Raw genomic sequence first — 19692 nt, 5'->3', positions numbered from 1 at the left:
GGAGCGAACTGGCATCTGGCCTGAAACCGCAGGCAAGAAGATGCATCAACCGCTCAACCGGTTTTCCAGTAAGCCCCGCTTCCCGGGATCACCGCTGACGCGCACGTCTTCAACCACATCGGCCCGGGCTAGGAACGAATGTGTTTCGCCGTTGCGATGAAGCCGGGCGAAAAGACCGAGCCCCGCAAGCAGGTGATCAACCGCGATATCCGCGACAACGGCCTCCTCTTCCGCACTGCCGATCCGATGACCGCGCTCAAGCACGTTCTGATGCTGGGCGCAAAGAATGCGGAACTGAGAAAGATCGTCGCGGCGATCGGGTGAACGGCTGAGGCTGATCCCTCCCGCATCATATTCTCGCGGTCACCCGCAAGGATCGTGAGCACAGCGGTTCCGGCCTGAGCGCAGCCGTGGCCCGTCTGCATTCAGCGTGTCTGCTGGCGATCCATTGCGCGTCCAACTGCATGATCAGCTCGCTTTTTATGAATCTGACACATGCTGTTTAAGCAATTCATAGGAAACACCGTTTACCTTGGCGGGTTCATTTGGGTTGCCGCAAAGCCGGGATGGGTAAGAGGTCCTTGAGATCATGCTGAAGAATGTATCGCTGCGTTTCTGGATCACGCTGAGCATGTTGATCACATTGACACCACTGGCCCTGTCTGCGGTCGGCAGCTATGGGCTGCTCAACTATGGCGTGATTGCGCCGTTTCATGAAGTGGTAAAGCGCAAGGACAGCCAGATCGTCCCCGGCCAGCAGCTGCGCATCCTGATCCTGGAATCGATGGCGCCGGTGGATGAATTCGTGGTGGGTGGCAATCCGGACAAGCAGGCCAGGTATCAGGCGCTTCGCGCACGCATCTCGGCCCTTTTCATGGATCTCGACGGAAGCATCACGGATGATGCGTCGGCATCAAAGGCGCTTCTGACCGATGCCAGAGCCACATGGGCTGCGGCCGATGGCTTTGCAAACGAGCTGTTTTCCATGCCGCTGCGGACCGCCGATGCGCGCGCAGTCGCGGCCATGGAGCGGCGGTTTCACGATGAACTGCTCCAGGCGAGCGATGAGCTGGAGATCCTGCTCGACCGGATGATCACTGCAATCGACGCGGAGGGTGCGAGAGCGGCCCTGTTCCTTGAACGGTCGCTGTGGATGGCGGGCATTGCCGGCTTGGTTTCGCTTATGTGCATTGTTCTGGGTGTTGGTGTCATCGGGCGGATCATGTCAACCAGCGTCGACCGGCTCGTGCAGGGCGCCAACCACTTTGCCGAAGGCAACCGCAGCCACCGCATTCACGTCGAACTGCCGCCGGAACTGAACCGGGTGGCGCAGGAATTCAACCACATGATCGGGCGTATTCACGAAGCCGAGGAAGTGCTGAGCGAAATGGCCCGGCGCGACGAACTGACGGGGCTTGCCAACCGCCGCGCCTTTGAGGCAACGCTGCCCGACATGATGGGACGCGCCAAACGCTTCGAAGAGCAGTTCACCTTGCTGGCGATCGACATCGACCATTTCAAGCAGGTCAACGACACCCATGGCCATGCCGCGGGCGACGAGGTGCTCCGCGCCGTGGCCCGCACGATGATGGACACCATGCGCGATGGCGACAGGGTCTTCCGCGTTGGCGGCGAGGAATTTGCGGTGCTGCTGCCCCGAACCGATGGCGCGCCGGCGCGGCTGGCGGCAGAGCGGATCCGCCAGGCCGTCGAGATGGCACCGGTCTCCCTCAAGGCAACCGAAATCGCCGTGACGGTGAGCATCGGCATGGCCTCCACACTGGATTTCCCTGAAAAGAGCGACCTTCTCGAAGCCGCCGACGCGGCCCTCTACCGCGCCAAGCACGAAGGCCGGAACCGGATTATCGTCAACCGTCCGGGGTCCATGGGATCGAAAAAGAGCGGCGTTGCCGCCTGAGGCGGGGAGTTTGGGGGAGGGGAACAGAAAAGGGCGAGGAGTGCGCACGCCAGTGATGTACAGCCTGTTGTGCTTCGCGGTCGGATGACGGTGCTCAGGAACGAGGTGATGCTGGGTGCGCGGAGTGCGGAGCGGCGATTGGGTGAGGGAATCCCTGTTTCCGAATGTCAGTCGGCAATGCGGTAACTGAACCGCTCCGATCGCGGTGGCGCTTTCGGCCCGAAGCTGACGTTAGAGCTGTCGAAAAATGTTGGTTGCGACAGCCAGAAAGTGTCGCAACTGAACTGTTGTGCGGAGCTGGAAACCGGACATTCAAGCGGTCTGCAAAGTATGAATAATGACGTCGAAAAGACTGGTTCTGATGAGCCGACTTGTAGAGCTCCTTATCAGCTTGCAAGCGCTGCTTAGTTGGATTTCTGGGCTTTGAAAATCGCGCAAAGGCCTTTTAAAAGCATGCCTTCTTCAAGATTTTCAAGCGTTGAGGATTTGCCAGTATATGTCGCAATTGTTCTCGTCTCTTTCGAGATAATGAGCTCAAAGCCGAGGGCTTTGGATTCTTCACGAAGAGCCCCAACAATTGACGACGTCCCGCCGTCAAGTGCCAAGTAGGTGCTGTGATGGAACCCATATGGGGGGGCGAAAAGGACGCTCTCCGCTAGCTTGATCTTGTCCCCAATTGAGAAACTCATGAAGGAAGACGCAGTTATTTGGTGGCTAGGATTGCTCAGGTAATCGACACCATTGGAAACGGATAACGGGACACTAATCTCTTCTCCCTCGACGAGGCGTGATGCCACCGTCGCAGTAGCTTGCCAGTCGTCGCCCATAAGACAAGCTAGCGGCCGGACGCTTCCTCCGAATTCTGAAACGCATTGACCAGCATAGTATCGTCGGCCATGATTTTTCTCTTCGGAAGCGATCAAGTGCGCTTGGCTACTTGCCCAAGCAGCAAGAACTTCCGGCTTCAACACCGGCGTGTGTCGATGGCGATCTGGACCTGCTGGCAGCACTGGCAAAACGCCTATGAATTTCTCGGACTGGTTGCCCAGGTGTGAAGAAACAACAAGGCCGCCAGTCGAACGCTGACCAAGTTGGAATTTTGCAGTGGTGATCGCGGCACGGCCTACTGGAACCCCATTGTGTTCTAGAACCTCTAATCGCTCTGCTGCCAAGTCAATCAATTGGAGCCCGAGTGCATTATATTCTGCGTCCGCCCAAGGTCCCAGTTGACGTATCCAGTCGGGGCCATTTGAATTGAACCAATCAGCGGAATGCACCAGTACGCCATCGACATAAACGTCGCAATCCAAATTAGGACAAAGCATCGCAATGCGTTGTTCAAGTGTAAGCTGAATAGTTTTGTTTTTTATGTGGTTGTACATGGTATGCCAAGTGTCATAAGTTTCTTGATCAATACGCAAATGCACTACTGTAGAAGCGGTTCCGAAATCAGCGTGATCTGCATCAAGAAGAATAGGCCGTAGACCGGCCTCAGGTTCAAAACGCAATTTGTGTGCCGCGCCCTTATGGTCAAATCGACGAGATATGACAGTTACGTCGTTGGAAATCATGAAAACGGAGAAGACCCCAATACCGTAGCGACCTGTCTGTGTAAGCTTCTTGGCGAGTAAGCCAGGATATTCGCGTTGAGCGTCCCTAGATGTCCAAAAGCTTTTACCGAACTCAAGGAATGCCCCCGCTAACACATAGCGCCCCATCCCTAAGCCGTTATCGCGCAACGTGAATTGATATGTTTCTCTTTGTCCTTCGATTGACTTCAAAGATAAGTCGATCCGTCCTTTGTAGGTTTCATCTTTCTCCAAAGCGCGGCGGGCGCGAACAGCATCTGAAGCGTTCTGCAAGAGTTCGCGAAGTGGCACCAACGGGTCATTCCCATAAAGTTGCGCCCCGCCGAAAAGCTCGATCATACGCTCGGTGCTTGTCACTTTGACATCCGCCCGTATCGGTTTCCATCCCGTGACCTTTATGTGCTCGGCAAGCTTCTCTGGGTCACCCGCATTGCTGACAAAATGAAGAGCGAGCGGGGCCATCCCAGCCTCTTCCATGAGGAGGCGAGCCGCACGTAGTTCGGTATCTGCTGTCCCGATCAAGTCGTAGGCAATCCACCAGGCAGCAGCGTTTTCTATATCAAACGGACTTGTGGAGTTAAACTTCAGCGCATGCTTCTGTTTTGGATCAGGAGTTGGTTGCGCCAGCTTACGCTGCGCTTCCCAGTGTAGTTTGGACAGGCCAGTCGGCGCGTGGAGTTTCATTGAGAACGTATCTGCACGAGACTGATCAATCTGGATTGCATCCGCACAACGCAGCAAGAACGCCAGGAGACCTGCCCGGATAGTCCAATCGGTCGGCATCGACCCCGGAGCGCCGCTCTCTTCCAACCGGCTTGTTATCTCGGATCCGGGCCAATGGTGACTTTCGGCGATACGTCCCACAAGATCACCTAGTGACTCCACCAATTCGCTGTCTTCAAGGAGAGGGATCCGCTCACCATCCTCCGCGTACAGGCCATTGGTCGCCATGGTTACGGCTTGGACTGGATGGAGTGCACGCATCGCCTCGAATAGTGAGGCGCGGTCCAGAGCATCTGCCTGAGATTTGGAGACTGGCTCATCCTCGTTAGAGAGATTTAGCTCCGCCAATGCCAACGCATCTTTAAATTCGTCTGTTTCCCGAACACCGTCCAGGCCGTTTTCGTAGGCAAGTGCTATGTGGCCGATGTCATGAAGAAGGACTGCGCCCCCAAACGTAAATGCTTCTGCTGGGTTCAAGCAAATATCATCTGGCAACAACTGGTCGGCACGATGCCACAGTGCGTGGAAGTGCGCGCTGTCGTGTTTAGTCAGACCGGGCAGAGTAGCCGCAATACGTTGGCTAGCGGCTTCAGAACGTAGCCAAAACTTATGATATGCTGTCGCTAGCTTGTTACACTGACCATTCGCGCCATCCCATTTTTCCGGAGCGCCAAGTGTCCTTTTCCAGATTCTGCTATCTTTGTAGTCCATGCATTAGCTTCCCGCTTGTAAACTATGAATTCCAATATTCGCATGATTCCATGACTCACAACCCTAGCAAGAAAGGGCCGCCGGTTGAATTGAGCAACGGAGAAAAGCGCATAGAGATCGGTTTGATTAATTGCTGGACCACGGTCCTCCGCTTTGAAGTGAGCTACTCCCCATTCGTTGGACAGTTTCTGGCGTAAATTAAGCTACTCTTTGCACTTGCTGATCGGGTTGGGTTTCGTCTTTTCCCAGCCAATAGACCACGGCAGGTGGTCTTCCACCAAGGGCTGAGTGTGGGCGTTGATGGTTGTAGAACGTCATCCATTTGCGGATGCCCGCCTTCGCTTCTGATCCGGTCTCCCAGGCATGCAGGTAGACACATTCATATTTCAGCGTCCGCCACAGGCGCTCGATGAAGATATTGTCGAGGAAACGGCCCTTTCCATCCATCGAGATGCGCACGCCGGTCCGGCGCAAGCGGTCCGTCCAGGCGAAGGATGTGAACTGGCTGCCCTGGTCCGTATTCATGATCTCCGGCTGGCCGAACTTGTGGATGGCCTCATTCAGCGCCTCGACACAGAAGTCGGCCTCCAGCGTATTCGAGACGCGCCAGGCCAGAACCTTACGGGTGTGCCAGTCCATGATGGCGACGAGGTAGAGAAAGCCACGCCGCATGGGCAGGTAGGTGATGTCCGAGCACCAGACCTGGTTCGGTCGATCCACGCGCAGTCCTTTCAGCAGGTAGGGATAGGTCTTGTGCCCTTTCGCCGGCCTGCTGGTATTGGGTTTCTGATAGATCGGCATCAACCCCATCAGGCGCATCAACCGGCGTATCCGTTTCTCGTTCACCAGATGGCCATCGTTGCGCAGATGCCAGGTCATCTGCCGGACGCCGAAGAACGGCGTTTCAAGGAACTGCTCGTCGATTTGACGCATCAGGTCGAGGTTCTGCTCGGTCTCGCCCTTAGGCGTGTAGTAGAAGGACGAGCGCGCGATCGACAGCAGCTTGCACTGCTGGCCTATCGACAGCTGGGGGTGATCGGGTTCGACCATGCCGCGCCTCACTTCCCGCCCCATGGCTTCAGCTTTCTTTCCAAAAAAGAGTTGGCCACGGCCAGCTCCCCGATCTTGGCGTGGAGTTCCTTCACCTGCTCCTCGTCGATCTCGGGCTTCTTTCGACCGCCGCGTTCGAACACGCCGGACGCGCCCTCAAGGAGCGCACGTTTCCATTGATGGATCATCGTTGGATGCACCCCGAACCGGCTCGCCAACTCAGCGGCGGTTTCCTCGCCCTTCAGGGCTTCCAGCGCGACCTTCGCTTTGAACTCAGGCGCGTGTTGCTTGCGTTTCGACATCTCTGATCTCCTTCTCGTCGAAGATCAGCAGACTGCAAATCGTAGCTTATGTCAGTGTCCAAATTTCGGGGGGTAGCTCAAAGTCTGCCGTTGGGGCGAACTTATTGGGCTCAAATTCCTTAATGTGACGCGATAGTACATTTTGGAATGCTAAGGGCTATGTCAACTTCCCGCCCCAACATGACCTTGTGCAAAGAGGTCGGCGAATGGCCAATTTTGGGCCCAGGCCCCCATGATCGACAACGTCCGGCATGGGGACAAACCCACACCCCCACCCCCCGCAATCCCGCCCTTTGCCCACAAAATCCACCCCATTTCATCCCCACCTTGCAGCCCCATGCCATAATCGCCTCACTCCCGCTGCCGGATGGATCGCGAACGTTTCGATGCAAGTGGGAGGGAATGCCTCCCGGTCTGGCGCGCAAACGTCAGCGTGGCCGGCGGGAGGAGGCGAAGGCCAACGCGGTTCCGCTGGCGGGCGGCCCTTTCAAGGGACGTGCAAAGCCAGCCACCGGGCCGGGGTCCGTTTCCTGCCTCACCGGCGGGGTGGATCACCGGTCACGGGCCTGTGGCGGACATGGCGCGTTTTTCGCGTCAGGTCCGTGCCGGAACACGCGCCCAAAGCATCTCTCGCGGCCCGTCCAGGCCGCGGCCGGGGCAACCCGGGCGGAGGGCCCTGAAGAGGGGCAGGTGGATAAGCCAGCTCCGTGTGTTTGCAAGGCCAGCGCCTGTCGGATGGGGACGCCATCCGGCGACATCCGGGCCGCGCGCTGTCAGCGCCACCCCGGTGCATGTCGCGTTCAAATGGTTTCATTTGAACGATAACGCATATGCACCACTGGAAACACCACTCTACCAGAGGCACTGCCCGCGTGCGGCCCTCCGGATCTTCTTCCATTTACACCCCGGCGGTTTTGCCGCGCGGGCGGGTTTTCCGCTGTCTGAATGCGGGCGATGCTGGGGACAGTTTGCTTTCGGGCTGACGCGCGTCCAAGGGTGAACTGCCCGTTGATCGCCCGAAAGCAAACTGTCCCCGAACTCCGAACTCTGCGACCGCTTCACTGCGCGTCGAAATCCTGCACCGGCTTCTCGTCAAAGGGCCTTGTCATTGTCCGTGCCACATTGCATCAAGGCAGTCGTTCATCAGTGCCGGTCGCCGTGAACGCCAGACCGTGCCAGAAAAACCTTGTCAAACGAGATTATGCTTCTCTAGGGTCGGCTCATGGCTACTTTCCCGATCGCTTGGATGGTCAGCGTCTTTATGATCTTCGCGGGCTATGCGCTGGCCTGGAACAGGCAGATCCCCGGGCGGTCCCGGCTGCTGCTGAGTGGCTTCTTCCTGTGCCTGGCGGTTGTGACGATTTTCTTGGGGATGCGGGTCTCATGGAACTGGCTCTGGCCAGCTCAGGCACAGCCCTTTGTCGCTGTTTTGGCGGCACCGTTGGCCTATCTTGGATTTGCCGCGCTGACACAGGATGATGCAAGACGCTGGAACCAGACATTGTTGCGCAATGGCGGTCTTGTTGGTCTCGCACTGCTGGGTTTGGCCGCGCCGGTTCCGGTTTCGGCCGATGTGTTCATTCTGGCCATCAACTGTTTCTACCTGGTGCGGCTGGCGGGTTTGCTGCGCTTTGGGGCTGATGATTTCTTTTCGGTGCCGCCGCACACTATCGGCCTTTGGCGGGCCGCCATATATGCCACGCTTGCGCTGATCGGCCTGATGGTTGTTGCGGACGGGTTGGTCTTTGCGATCAGTCTTGTGGCGAGCGATCCGCATCTCCTGACGCTTCTGACCGGCGTCTCGGGCGTCTTCGCAGGGTTTGTTCTGGTGGTCGCATTGATCGGCGTACCGCTGATCGTGCGGGTGCCAAATGAAGGCGCATTTGGCGATACGAAACCGTCGGATGCGGACCGTGAATTGATGCAGACGCTTGATGCGGTGATGAGAGACAAGGAATTGTTTCGCGACAGCAACCTGACACTGGCGCGTCTTGCCAAGCGTCTTTCGGTTCCGACGCGTGATTTGTCCGGCGCTATCAACCGTGTCACGGCAGAGAATTTTTCCCGTTTCATCAATGGCCACCGCATCGAATATGCGCAGCGCGCGCTGCTGGAAACGGATCTGCCGGTGACGGAAATCATGCTTGAGGCGGGCTTTGTGTCGAAATCCAGTTTCAACACCGAGTTTCGCCGTGTGACCGGCCTGACACCGTCACAATTCAGGGCAAAGGGCGCAGACAGCTAGTGCCTGCACCCGTGTTTACAACGGTTATGGCAACCTTCGAAATGACGCATGGACGTCATCGCTCAATTGAATCCATTTGAGCGAGACACGCATTAAAGGCGGTGGCAGGGGGTTCGATCTGCCCAGACCCCAAAGATGTCCCCCAGGATGTTGCGGCCCGGGTTGATGACGAAACCAAAGGTTTCCTCCAGTCCCGATTGAAGGACAATATCTGCATCGGAGTGGATCTGATTGCTGACGCTGTAACTGTCGCTGACAACGTCCCGGCCCTTTGCCAATGTTCTGGCCACATCTCTGCTTTTGATGACCATGTGGATCGGTTCTGCCAGGTGACCGGTTATGGAATCTCCGCCGAAATCCCCGGCAACAAATCTGATCGGAAGCGTCAGACACATTCCCTTTTCATCCGTACGCAGCACAACCTGCCCGCTTCCGGCGACACCGCGAAGCTGCAGCAGGGTGACTTCGCGGGGCCGGTTGATCACAACAAACCCGAACGCTCCACTGGGTATGTCGTGCCCTGCGCTGGTTGCAATGTTCATACGCGTTGCGATGGCATCGGTGTTCCATGCGGTATCGGCGTGAGATGCGGTGGCGCCGATTGCCAAGATAAGAAGAGTTGCCAAGCACAGTCTGACGGAAATTGGTATAGGCATTGTTTTGTCCTTTGATGAGTTTGAGTGCGCCGCTATGGAGGCGGTATGTTCATCAAAGCCAAACCCGGCATGGGGTGCGCCCGAATACATGCTCTAGAACGTTCTGGATCACGATCCGGAACCTCACATTGGCCGCCGACCGTTGGTTGTTTCCAAGGCATGTGGCTGCCGGTCTTCCTCATCGGGAATGTCCAGATGGCCGGTGTCCAGACAAGACAGCAAAACTGAAGTCTGTGCAGAGGTAATTTGAGGTGTTCTGTGCGCATAGGAAACGAAACCATGGCGCTTTCACCTATGGGTCCGGCATCCGCTATGAAAAGACAGATGTTGGCTATGGCCCGAGGATAACAGGCCGAGGGCACCCAACCTGGATGGCTGGGGTGGGCCAAGCTGAAGGATATGCTTCGGGCCCAGGCGCCAAATTTATTGGGCGTCGAAATCCAGCACCAGCTTCCCGGTGTCGGGCCGCGCCTGGCAGGAGAGTGTGAAACCAGCCTCGATTTCCCATGGTTCGAGCGAAAAATTCTCATCCATGGTGGCCGCCCCCTCGACGATCCTGCAGCGGCAGGTGCAGCACATGCCTCCGGCGCAGGAAAACGGCAGGTCGAGCCCGGCCTTCTGGGCGGCGGTCAGCACCGTGTCCTGGCCCGCGTCGACCTCAATCGTGCGCCGCGCGCCGTCAAGGATGATCTCCACCGAGGCGCCGTGCCCTGTTGTGCTGGGCGAGCCGCCGTTGACAGCGGTGCCGTTGGTCTTTGCGGGTGCCGGTTTTGCACCGGGAGCCGGGGTGAACAGCTCGAACTTGATCCGGTCCGCGTCAACGCACAGCGTGGCGAGCGCTGTTGAAGCCGAGCGGATCATCGGCTCGGGGCCGCAGATATAGATGGCGTCGGCGGATTTCGGGTCGATCACGCCAAGGCCCGCCAGTGTCTCGAGCTTCTCGGCATCAAGGCGGCCGTTCATGATCTCGACGTCCTGCACCTCCTCGTCCATCACGTGCAGAAGTGTGAAGCGGGTGGTGTAGCGGTCCTTGAGATCATTGAGATCGTCGCGGAACATCACGCTGGATGAATTGCGGTTGGCATAGAGCAGCGTGACGGTGGAGTCCGGTTCGCCTGCCAGCACCGACTTCGCGATCGACAGGCACGGCGTGATGCCGGAACCGGCGGCGAGCAGCAGGTAGTCATGGTCGCCGCCGATCTGAGCCGTAAACCGGCCCTGCGGCGGCATCACCTGGATCCGGTCACCGGCTTTGAGCGTCTGGGCGAAGCTTGAAAAGCGGCCATCCTCGATGCGCTTGACGCCGACGGTGCGGCGGTCTTTCTCGCTGAGCGGCGAGCAGATCGAATAGGAGCGGCGCATGTCCTCGCCGCCGATTTCGGCGCGCAGCGTCAGATACTGGCCTGGTACGAAGGCGAAGGTGCCGGAGAGATCCTCGGGGATCGCGAAGCTGATCGCCACGGCATCCGGGGTCTCGTTGCGGACAGCGGCAATTTCGAGGGTATGAAAGCGGGGGGCGGCCATCGGTCAGGTCCTCAGATGCACTTGAAATAGTCAAACGGTTCGGCGCAATCGTCGCAGCGGTAATGCGCCTTGCAGGCGGTGGAGCCGAATTCGGAGACTTTCGTGGTGTGGCTCGAGCCGCAGCGCGGGCAGGCGATCACGTCTTCCGAAAAGAAGGCCCGCCTGCCGCCTGAGCTGCCCACCGGCGGGGCGATGCCATAGGCGCGCAGCTTCTCGCGGCCTTCGTCGGTGATCCAGTCGGTGGTCCAGGCCGGCGATATCACGCGCTCGATTGCCGAGTCGATTCCGGCGTTGAGCAGCGCGGATTGCACCGCCATCTCAATGGCGATCACCGCCGGGCAGCCGGAATAGGTCGGCGTCAGCCTGACCACAATCTGGCCCGCGTCGTCGCGGCTGACCGAGCGCAGGATGCCGAGATCGGCAACGGTCACGCAAGGCACTTCCGGATCGGGCACGGCGCTCGCCACCTCCAGCGCGCGGGCCAGCTCGAAATCCGTCACAGTTGTGACGGGACCTTCGGTGCTGCCTTTGCCGTCGTCGTTGGCTCCGGTCATGGTGGATGCCTGGCTCACAGCGCTTACCAGGTCTGGCCGGGATAGGCGCGCTGCATGAATTGCAGCTCGGCCAGCAGGTGGCCCATGTCCTCGCCATGAATGCCGTCGCGGCCGCCCTTCTGCATGACGCGGATCTCCGGTAGCTCGAGTTTTGCGGCGCGAAACACGGTGGCGATGGTCTCGTCCCATTCGGCGCGCAAGGTTTCCGGATCGGGCAGCAGGCCCGCGGCGATGGCGGCGGCCCGGGCCGGCGAGGCCATGAACAATTCGCCGGTGTAGCGGTGGAGCTCCTCAACGGCGTCCGCCATGCGCGCCGCGCTCTCCCCGGTGCCGTCGCCCAGGCGGATCACCCATTCGCCGGAATGGCGCAGATGATAGGCCATTTCCTTTTCGGCCTTGGCGGCGATGCCGCGCAGGGTTTCGTCCGACGAGGTCTGAGCAATGGCGCGCCAGAAGGGCTGCATGAAGGCTGCGAAATAGAGCTGGCGCAACATGGTGTGGGCGAAGTCGCGGTTCTCGCGCTCGACCAGCAGGCAGTTCAAATAGTCGCGTTCGCGGCGCAGGAAGGCGAAATCATCCTCGCTCCGGCCCTTGCCCTCGAGCTTGCCCGCATGAGCATAGAGCGCGCTGGCCTGGCCGAGCAGGTCGAGGCCCATATTGGCGAGCGCCAGTTCCTCCTCGAGGATCGGCGCGTGGCCGCACCATTCCGACAGGCGGTGGCCGAGGATCAATCCGTCATCGGCGATCTCGAGGATGGCGGCAACTGCGGTTTGAGCGCTTGCTGTAGAGGGGGCCATCACATGTGCCCCACGTCTTCGGGAATGTCGTAGAAACTCGGGTGGCGATAGATCTTGTCGTCGGCGGGCTCGAAATTGGGTTCGGCAAAGGACGGGTCGGAGGCTGCGATATCGGACGAGCGAACCACCCAGATCGAATTGCCTTCACCGCGCCGTGTGTAAACATCGCGCGCGGCCTGCAGCGCCAGAGCTGAATCAGCTGCATGCAGCGAGCCGACATGGCGGTGATGCAGGCCATTGCGCGGGCGGATGAAGACTTCCCAGAGCGGCGTGAGGTCATGCTTGTCGGTCATTCGGCGGCCTCCTGGGCGGTCGGTTGGCGGTTGGCGCATTTGCCGGCGTGGGCGAGGGCTGCTTCGCGCACCCAGGCGCCATCGTCCCAGGCCTTGTTGCGGGCGCGCAGGCGGTCGCGGTTCATCTGGCCGTTGCCGGAGACCACCGCCTTGAACTCGGCCCAGTCGATCTCGCCATGGTCGTAGAGTTTTGTCTCTTCGTTCCACTTGAGATCCGGATCGGGTATACTGAGCCCGAGATATTCGGCCTGCGGCACGGTGGCGGTGATGAATTTTTGCCTGAGCTCGTCATTGGAAAAACGCTTGATCTTCCACTTCATCGACTGGTCGGAATTGGTGCTGTCGGTGTCCGACGGGCCGAACATCATCAGCGACGGCCACCACCAGCGGTTCAGCGCATCCTGCGCCATCTGCTTTTGCTCGTCCGAGCCGCGCGCCAGCGTCATCATGATCTCGTAGCCCTGGCGCTGGTGGAAGCTTTCCTCCTTGCAGACGCGGATCATGGCGCGGGCATAGGGCCCGAAGGAGCAGCGGCAGAGCGGGATCTGGTTCATGATCGCCGCGCCATCGACCAGCCAGCCGATGGCGCCGATGTCGGCCCAGGTCGGCGTCGGGTAGTTGAAGATCGAGGAGTACTTCGCCTTGCCCGACAGCAGCTCCTCGGTCATCTGCTCGCGGCTGACACCAAGCGTCTCGGCGGCGGAATAGAGGTAGAGGCCGTGGCCGCCCTCGTCCTGCACCTTGGCGAGCAGGGCGATCTTGCGGCGCAGGCTCGGCGCGCGGGTGATCCAGTTGCCCTCGGGCAGCATGCCGACAATTTCCGAGTGCGCATGCTGGCCGATCTGGCGCACCAGCGTGCGGCGGTAGCCCTCGGGCATCGGGTCGTTGGGCTCGATCTTTTCCTCGCGGTCAATCCGCGCCTGGAAGGTTTCGAGAAACTCCTCAGTCTCGGTGGTGCTTGAGTCCGCGCCGATGAGGCCTTGGCTGTACATATGGGGATCCTCCGCTCTGGAGGCGACTATATGTTACTAACAATTCTTAAGTCAATTCATTCCTGTAACATATTGGCCAGAGCCTGTAGCCTTCGCCTCATCTTCCGAAACGGGTTGCAAATCCTTCGTCGGGCGGCGGCAGCGCCCCGGCCGGTGTTGCTGCAGTGTCGTCAAGCCAGGCTTCGGAGGCCGGTAAAAGTTGGGCGTAGATCCGGGCGATCAGCGCGCGGGTCTCAGGCTCCGGATCATCGGCCTGGACCAGACCGGCAGGGACCGCAATGACCCTCAGCGCAATGCGCCGCCATTCGTGAATGAGGAGGCATCTGAGCGCCATGGCGTCCCCGGCGGCGATTTCCGTTTGGCTTTCGAGCATGCCCGGAACCGGCGCATAGGCGGTTCTCAACGCTTCAAGATCCGCCCGCTGACGTGCCGCGGCAATCCGGGCAATGGCGTCGGCGCCTGGGGCAAAGGACGAGACCCCGGCAAGCGTGGTTGCCGGCGGGCGCAGGCTCTCGGGCAGGGTGGCAGCCGCTGTAAAGCAGAGCGAAAGCTGCGGGTTCAGCACCAGTGCGCCAAGGGCTTCGAGTGTGTTGAGCGTGTCCTGATCAAAGGCGTCAGCGCCGATCACCAGCGTTCGGGAGCACTCGGGCGGAAGACAGGACGTGCGGGCATAGATCCGCCGTTCGGCCCGCTGCACGGTTTCGGCCACATCGGGCGAGAGCCGATAGAAGCTGTTGCGGCCCTCGCGGGTGCGTTCGATCCAGCCATCGGCGGAAAGCCTTGAGATTGCGGTGCGCACGGCACCATGGCCGATCCCCAGCCGCGCCATCAGCGCCTGCACTGCGCCCGCCGACACCTCGCCACCGCGCGGGCTGATTGCATCGCCCAGAAAGCTGACGATCAGCGACCAGGCCGACAGGCGGTTGCCCGCATCAAGGGTATCGAGACGGGTTTGAATGACAGTAGCGATCGGATCCGGGGTGGTCATGGGAAACAGGCAATACCCGGTTTGGGGCGAGTGAGGAAGGGGGAGGACGGACGGCGATATGGCAAGACCTGCTTGAAACAGCATGGGAGCGGCAGGTTCGGATCAAAGAAAAACCCCGCCGGATTTCTCCGGCGGGGTTTTTGTATTTCAGACCACGTCTGGTGCGTCTCAGAACTCGACAGCCCGGTCGCCATCCTCGTCCTGGATGCGGGTGGGCAGGCCCATGCCGTTCAGGAGGTTGATGAAGGGCTTGGGGTCGAGTTCCTCGACATTGGCCATCTTCTTCACGTCCCATTCGCCGGTGGCAACCAGCATGGCGGCAGCGACCGGAGGCACGCCTGCGGTGTAGGAAATGCCCTGTGAGCCCACTTCATTGTAGGCGTCCTTGTGGTCGGCCACATTGTAGATGAAGACGGTCTTTTCCTTGCCGTCCTTGAGGCCCTTCACATAGTCGCCGATGCAGGTCTTGCCCTCGTATTCGGGGGCCAGCGAAGCCGGGTCGGGCAGGCAGGCCTTGACCACCTTGAGCGGGACGACTTCGGAGCCGTCGGCGAGCTTGACCGGCTGTTCGGAGAGCAGGCCGATGTTCTTGAGCACGGTGAAGACATTGATGTAGTGATCGCCGAAACCCATCCAGAAACGCACATCGGCGCCGTCCATGTTCTTGGCCAGCGAATGGACCTCGTCATGGCCGCAGAGATAGGCGCGGCGGGTGCCGACCACCGGCAGGTCATAGTCCTTGCCGATTTCGAACATCTTGTTGCTCTGCCATTCGCCGCCCTGCCAGGAATAGACCGTGCCGGTGAATTCGCGGAAGTTGATCTCGGGATCGAAATTGGTGGCGAAGTATTTGCCATGGCTGCCGGCATTGATGTCGACGATGTCGACGTCGGTGACCTTGTCGAGATACTCGTCCTTGGCGAGCTTGGCGTAGGCGTTGACCACGCCGGGATCGAAGCCGGCGCCGAGAATGGCGGTGATGCCTTTTTCCGCGCACTCATCAGCGCGCTTCCATTCGTAATTGCCGTACCATGGCGGGGTTTCGCAGATCTTGTCCGGCTCTTCATGGATCGCGGTGTCGATATAGGCCGCGCCGGTGCCGATGCAGGCGCTCATGACCGACATGTTGAGAAAAGCGGTGCCGACATTGATGACGATCTGGGCCCCGGTCTGACTGATCAGCGCCTTGGTGGCCTCGATGTCCATGGCGTCGAGCGCATGGCCTTCAAGCACGCCATCCTGCTTCATCGCCTTCTTGTCGTGCACGGAGGCGATGATCGCGTCGCATTTCGCGCTTGTGCGCGAGGCGATGTGGATGGCGCCGAGCACGTCGTTGTTCTGGGCGCATTTGTGTGCGACCACTTGGGCGACGCCGCCGGCGCCGATGATGAGTACGTTCTTTTTCATGTGGGGACCAACTCCTATGTCCAATCGTCAGACGCCGTCCTGAATCTGTTCAGGAAAGGCTTTGTTCGTAGTCCGCGTAAGCGAATTCACGGACCGTCCTGAGGCTGCCATCGAGTTCACGAATGGCGATTGCCGGCATTTGCACGCCGTTAAACCAGTTCTTCTTGACCATCGTGTAACCGGCGGTGTCCTGGATCGAGATCCGGTCGCCGATGTTGAGCTCTTCGGGAAAGTCGAACTCGCCGAAGATGTCCCCGGCAAGACAGGACTTGCCGCAGACCATGTAACGATGTGGTCCCTGGTCAGGGTGAACCTTCGCGCTTTCACGGTAGATCAGAAGATCGAGCAGGTGCGCTTCGATGGAGGAATCCACCACGACAAGATCCTTGCCGTTGTAGAGCTTGTCGAGCACGGTAACCTCGAGCGTGGTCGAGTTGGTGATCGCGGCCTCGCCGGGCTCGAGATAGACCTGAACGCCGAAGTCGCCGGAAAAGCGCTTGAGGCGTTCGGCGAATTTTTCCAGAGGATAGTCTTCGCCGGTGAAATGGATGCCGCCACCCAGGCTCACCCATTCGGCCTTTTTCAGCAGCGGCCCGAACTTCTGCTCTATGTCGCCGAGCATCTTGTCAAACAGATCGAAATCGCCGTTTTCGCAATTGTTGTGGATCATGAAGCCGGAGATCAGCTCCATCACCGGCTCGACCTTGGCGAGATCCCATTCGCCGAGCCGCGAGAAGGGGCGCGCCGGGTCGGCCAGATCAAAGGTCGAGGAGGATACGCCGGGATTGAGCCGCAGGCCGCGGATGATGCCCGCGGACTGGCTCCCGAAGCGGGTCAGCTGGCCGATCGAATTGAAGATGATCTTGTCGGCGTGGGAGACCACCTCGTCGATCTCGTGATCGGCATAGGCCACCGAATAGGCGTGGGTCTCCTTGCCGAAACGGGTGTGGCCGAGACGCACCTCGTTGAGCGACGAAGACGTGGTGCCATCCATATAGTCGCGCATGAAATCGAACACGCCCCAGGTGGCAAAGCACTTGAGCGCCAGCAGGGCTTTCGCGCCGGAGAGTTCGCGTAGGGTCGCGATCTTTTCCATGTTGACGAGCAGCTTGGACTTGTCGACGAGATAATAGGGGGTCTGAAGCAACGGGGTGCTCCTTGTGGCACGGGACATGATTGAAGGGGGCTTAGGGATTCAAGCGGCTGATGGCAAGCCCGAGCTTGACCAAACATGGTTTAAGGCGGAATGCCCCAAGACGATGACGGTATCGTGACAAGGCAGGCTGGCGTGCGGGCGGCGGGTGCGGAGCGGCGGGAAGGGTTTTGACTCAGGCGAGGCCCAGGAAAACCGCAAGCGATCGCGTGACCGAAAGCATGGTTTCATCATCAAGCCGGCCAAGGGGTTGGCCGAGCTTGTCGCGCCTCACGGTCATGACCTTGTCGATCATTACCTGTGACTGTTTCTGAAGCCCGTTCTCGGGCGTCGGGTGAAGCGTGGGCCGGATCAGCGGTGCGTCGATCAGGGTTGACGAGACCAGCAGCAGGGTGACCGTGCCGGTCTCCGCAAAGGCATCGGCCTGGACGATCAGCGCGCGGCGCGGCTTGCCGAAGTCTCCCGGCATCGCGACGGTGACGAGATCGCCACGCCTCACCCGCCGGACCCGTCATCGAGATCGGCGAGGGCCGCGTCGAGAAGTCCTTTGAGATCGCGATCCGCGGCATCATTTGCGGCAACCAGGCGGGCCTGGCGGCGACACTCGTCGGCAAAGTCCGGACGGCGGGTATCAGGCACCCAGATCTGCACCGGGCGCAATCCGGCCGCGCGCAACGCATCGCGGCGCTTGCGGACCCGCTGGCTGACAGGCGTGGACATGGCGAAGGCTCCAGTCGTTTGTTACATGTAACAAGATAGGAGTAGGGCGGGGTGGCGTCAAGCAGGGGGGCGGCGTGACGATTGCCGCAGGTGCCTGATTGACCTATATTGTGGTCCTATGTGGTTACAACGGGAGGCTTCGCCGTGTCGAGTGTTGGCGTGAAAGAAGCAAAGGCCGGCCTGTCCGGCCTTGTCGACGAGGCCGCTTCGGGCGGAAAGCGGTGTTTCGCTGCGTCGCCTGACAAGGGCGGCTATGCGGACAAACTGTGACTTCGCTGCGGCTGCGCCAATGGTTGCTTCTGGAAAAGAGCAGGTCAAAAACGGTCCATTTTGATCGTGCCATAAACCTATGAGGTCTGACACCGTTTGGACGTTCGCCGGTTAAAATATCGACTTAAGTGACGCTATGTTGTCGCCCATCCTTTTGGGCGACAATGACCACGATGGCCGCTGCAGCAGTCCACGCGAACAACAAGAACAGATACCAAACATCCCACCCGGTATCATTAACAGCAGCCCAGCCAAGTTCACCCATAGCGCGTGTCGGCATCCATTGTGATATTGCGTTTATAGCGGCAGGCATTGCCACCGGTGGCACCCACAGGCCTCCGAGATAGGCCAGTGGTAGATAGATGAGGTTTGCAATCGGGACAGCTGCCCGCGCGGAGGACACGGACCCCAACGCGATGCCCATAAGCGTCGCCGTCACGGAACACATAAAACAGACCAGCGCCAAACGCAGCCAGACCGCAGTTTCCAAACGGGTATCCGTCATCACAAGGGCCAGAAGCACCACCAGCAGAACGGCAATGGTGATGAAGACCAGTGAGGCAAGAATACGAGAGATCCATTGATACGCGACGTGACCCGGCAGGGTCTTCTGCCATGTTGCGAAAGGGCTTTCACGATCTTGCGCAACACTGACGCCAAACTGGAAGAATCCGACACCAAGAACAGCATAAACCGCGAAGGAGGCCATGGCATTCGCCGCCCAACTGCCGCCACCGCTGTTGGCACCAAAAAATGCATAGAGCATGGCAGGAAAGAGCACGGTTGGTATCCAGAACCCAGGTTGGCGAAACAGGATGCGGAGCGTCAGGACGCATTCAGCGGACAGATGGCGGATCATTAAGAAGTCTCCTCTTGGCGGATACGGTCAATCAGGTCTTTGAGTTTTAAGGGTTCCAATGTGAGCCCTTGGAAAGGCAACGCGTCTTCGACCATGCGGCGTAAAACGGCATCGCTGTCGGCTGTTTCTAAGAACCACAATTGGCCGTCATGGTGGGCTTGCATCCACTCGGGGGGCACCGCCCCGTCTGGCATACCAAAGGTCATCCGGTTGATATTTGCCCGCGCTCGCATCGAATCCATCCGTCCGGTCAAAACCGTCTGGCCATGGTCAATCAGCGCGATGGTGTCACAGACGGCCTCGATTTCGTCCCAGTGATGAGAGGTCAGGATCAATGCGCCGCCCTGAGCCACATATGCGCGGGCAGTTTCCTGAAAACCCTCCTGTGAGGCAGCATCAAGCCCGGTGGTTGGTTCATCCAAGAACACAAGTTTCGGATCGCCTACAAAAGCCAAGGCGAGTGCGACACGGCGCAATTCCCCGCCAGAAAAACCAGCGACACGCCGATCAATGAGTTTCTCCAACCTAAAGCGGCTGACAAGCTGGTCTATCATGAGGGGCGTGCCATAGCGCATGGCTGTGTAGGACAGGATTTCACGCGGAGAAAGCTGATCCGGAAGGTCTGTGGATTGCGGGGTGGCCCCGCAAATGGCACGGGCCGCGACACTTCCAGCCGGATGTCCGAATATTGTCGTTTGCCCCGCATCCGGGCGCTGCAATCCCATCAGCATCGAGAGCGTCGTGGATTTGCCCGCGCCGTTTGGGCCCAGCAGACCAACAGCCTCGCCCGGTGCAACGGTGAGATCGATATTGGATACGGCCTGAACCTTGCCAAACCGCTTGGACAACCCCGTTGCGCAAATTGCGTTGTTGTTTTTTTCTATGGACATAAGCTTCCCTCGGGACTTGTGAAATCGGTTAAGAGCCTTATTCATTGGAGT

19 protein-coding genes are annotated in these 19692 nt (G+C 59.3%); 4 read left to right on the top strand and 15 right to left on the bottom strand.

Features of this window, described 5'->3' with window-relative positions; translation table 11 throughout:
- The first annotated feature begins 138 nt into the window (after positions 1–138).
- Positions 139–324: a DUF6656 family protein gene (locus HPDFL43_RS14220; RefSeq protein WP_007198063.1), complete on the top strand. Its 186-nt coding sequence runs from the start codon at positions 139–141 to the stop codon at positions 322–324.
- 265 nt (positions 325–589) lie between these two features.
- Positions 590–1918: a GGDEF domain-containing protein gene (locus tag HPDFL43_RS14215; protein WP_007198062.1), complete on the top strand. Its 1329-nt coding sequence runs from the start codon at positions 590–592 to the stop codon at positions 1916–1918.
- 404 nt (positions 1919–2322) lie between these two features.
- Here the strand turns inward: HPDFL43_RS14215 and HPDFL43_RS14210 are convergent, their stop codons facing one another.
- Positions 2323–4941 carry an HD domain-containing protein gene (locus HPDFL43_RS14210; protein WP_007198061.1) on the bottom strand — a complete coding sequence of 873 codons (2619 nt, stop codon included), beginning with the start codon at positions 4939–4941 and terminating at the stop codon, positions 2323–2325.
- A 198-nt stretch (positions 4942–5139) separates the two neighbouring features.
- Positions 5140–6293 (bottom strand): IS3 family transposase gene (locus HPDFL43_RS14205; RefSeq protein ID WP_245271052.1). Its coding sequence is split into 2 segments (ribosomal slippage): positions 5140–6041 and positions 6041–6293, totalling 1155 coding nucleotides; the frame shifts between segments, so codons are not numbered across the junction.
- 1222 nt (positions 6294–7515) lie between these two features.
- Here HPDFL43_RS14205 and HPDFL43_RS14195 point away from each other — a divergent pair.
- Positions 7516–8538 carry a helix-turn-helix domain-containing protein gene (locus tag HPDFL43_RS14195; protein ID WP_210165595.1) on the top strand — a complete coding sequence of 341 codons (1023 nt, stop codon included), beginning with the start codon at positions 7516–7518 and terminating at the stop codon, positions 8536–8538.
- Positions 8539–8630: 92 nt separating this feature from the next.
- Here HPDFL43_RS14195 and HPDFL43_RS14190 read toward each other — a convergent pair whose 3' ends face one another.
- The 11 genes from HPDFL43_RS14190 to HPDFL43_RS14140 form a co-directional block, all read right to left on the bottom strand.
- Positions 8631–9284, bottom strand: a complete 654-nt coding sequence (locus HPDFL43_RS14190; RefSeq protein WP_156970282.1) for a hypothetical protein — start codon at positions 9282–9284, stop codon at positions 8631–8633.
- Between the two features lie 333 nt (positions 9285–9617).
- Positions 9618–10718, bottom strand: a complete 1101-nt coding sequence (locus HPDFL43_RS14185) for a 2Fe-2S iron-sulfur cluster-binding protein (protein ID WP_007198058.1) — start codon at positions 10716–10718, stop codon at positions 9618–9620.
- Positions 10719–10729: 11 nt separating this feature from the next.
- The gene (gene paaD / locus HPDFL43_RS14180; RefSeq protein ID WP_084594788.1) at positions 10730–11272 is read right to left on the bottom strand and encodes a 1,2-phenylacetyl-CoA epoxidase subunit PaaD; all 543 of its coding nucleotides are present in this window, start codon (positions 11270–11272) and stop codon (positions 10730–10732) included.
- Positions 11273–11295: 23 nt separating this feature from the next.
- The gene (gene paaC, locus HPDFL43_RS14175) at positions 11296–12069 is read right to left on the bottom strand and encodes a 1,2-phenylacetyl-CoA epoxidase subunit PaaC (RefSeq protein WP_007198056.1); all 774 of its coding nucleotides are present in this window, start codon (positions 12067–12069) and stop codon (positions 11296–11298) included.
- A complete protein-coding gene (gene paaB / locus HPDFL43_RS14170) occupies positions 12069–12362 on the bottom strand; it encodes a 1,2-phenylacetyl-CoA epoxidase subunit PaaB (protein WP_007198055.1) in 294 nt (97 codons plus the stop codon). The genes paaC and paaB overlap by 1 nt, the downstream gene beginning before the upstream one ends.
- A complete protein-coding gene (paaA, locus tag HPDFL43_RS14165; RefSeq protein ID WP_007198054.1) occupies positions 12359–13354 on the bottom strand; it encodes a 1,2-phenylacetyl-CoA epoxidase subunit PaaA in 996 nt (331 codons plus the stop codon). The genes paaB and paaA overlap by 4 nt, the downstream gene beginning before the upstream one ends.
- A 97-nt stretch (positions 13355–13451) precedes the next feature.
- Positions 13452–14342 carry a PaaX family transcriptional regulator C-terminal domain-containing protein gene (locus HPDFL43_RS14160; protein ID WP_007198053.1) on the bottom strand — a complete coding sequence of 297 codons (891 nt, stop codon included), beginning with the start codon at positions 14340–14342 and terminating at the stop codon, positions 13452–13454.
- Between the two features lie 168 nt (positions 14343–14510).
- A complete protein-coding gene (locus tag HPDFL43_RS14155) occupies positions 14511–15749 on the bottom strand; it encodes a saccharopine dehydrogenase family protein (protein ID WP_007198052.1) in 1239 nt (412 codons plus the stop codon).
- A 49-nt stretch (positions 15750–15798) separates the two neighbouring features.
- A complete protein-coding gene (locus HPDFL43_RS14150; RefSeq protein WP_007198051.1) occupies positions 15799–16896 on the bottom strand; it encodes a carboxynorspermidine decarboxylase in 1098 nt (365 codons plus the stop codon).
- Between the two features lie 181 nt (positions 16897–17077).
- Positions 17078–17401 (bottom strand): type II toxin-antitoxin system PemK/MazF family toxin, encoded by a 324-nt coding sequence (locus HPDFL43_RS14145; protein WP_007198050.1) that lies wholly within the window; start codon positions 17399–17401, stop codon positions 17078–17080.
- Positions 17398–17622, bottom strand: a complete 225-nt coding sequence (locus HPDFL43_RS14140) for an antitoxin MazE family protein (RefSeq protein WP_007198049.1) — start codon at positions 17620–17622, stop codon at positions 17398–17400. The genes HPDFL43_RS14145 and HPDFL43_RS14140 overlap by 4 nt, the downstream gene beginning before the upstream one ends.
- A 144-nt stretch (positions 17623–17766) precedes the next feature.
- On the opposite strand from HPDFL43_RS14140, the gene HPDFL43_RS22350 reads away from it, so the two are divergent.
- The gene (locus tag HPDFL43_RS22350) at positions 17767–17892 is read left to right on the top strand and encodes a hypothetical protein (RefSeq protein ID WP_280949338.1); all 126 of its coding nucleotides are present in this window, start codon (positions 17767–17769) and stop codon (positions 17890–17892) included.
- Positions 17893–18016: 124 nt separating this feature from the next.
- Here HPDFL43_RS22350 and HPDFL43_RS14135 read toward each other — a convergent pair whose 3' ends face one another.
- Both HPDFL43_RS14135 and HPDFL43_RS14130 read right to left on the bottom strand, forming a co-directional pair.
- Entirely contained in the window at positions 18017–18751 is a 735-nt protein-coding gene (locus tag HPDFL43_RS14135; RefSeq protein ID WP_007198047.1) for an ABC transporter permease, read from the bottom strand.
- Entirely contained in the window at positions 18751–19686 is a 936-nt protein-coding gene (locus HPDFL43_RS14130) for an ABC transporter ATP-binding protein (protein WP_210165594.1), read from the bottom strand. Before HPDFL43_RS14130 ends, HPDFL43_RS14135 begins: the two co-directional genes overlap by 1 nt.
- Between the last annotated feature and the right edge of the window lie 6 nt (positions 19687–19692).

The organism is Hoeflea phototrophica DFL-43, assembly GCF_000154705.2.
Taxonomy (GTDB): domain Bacteria; phylum Pseudomonadota; class Alphaproteobacteria; order Rhizobiales; family Rhizobiaceae; genus Hoeflea; species Hoeflea phototrophica.
Note: the sequence above shows the minus strand (reverse complement) of the source record. Positions and strands in the feature narration are given on the sequence as shown.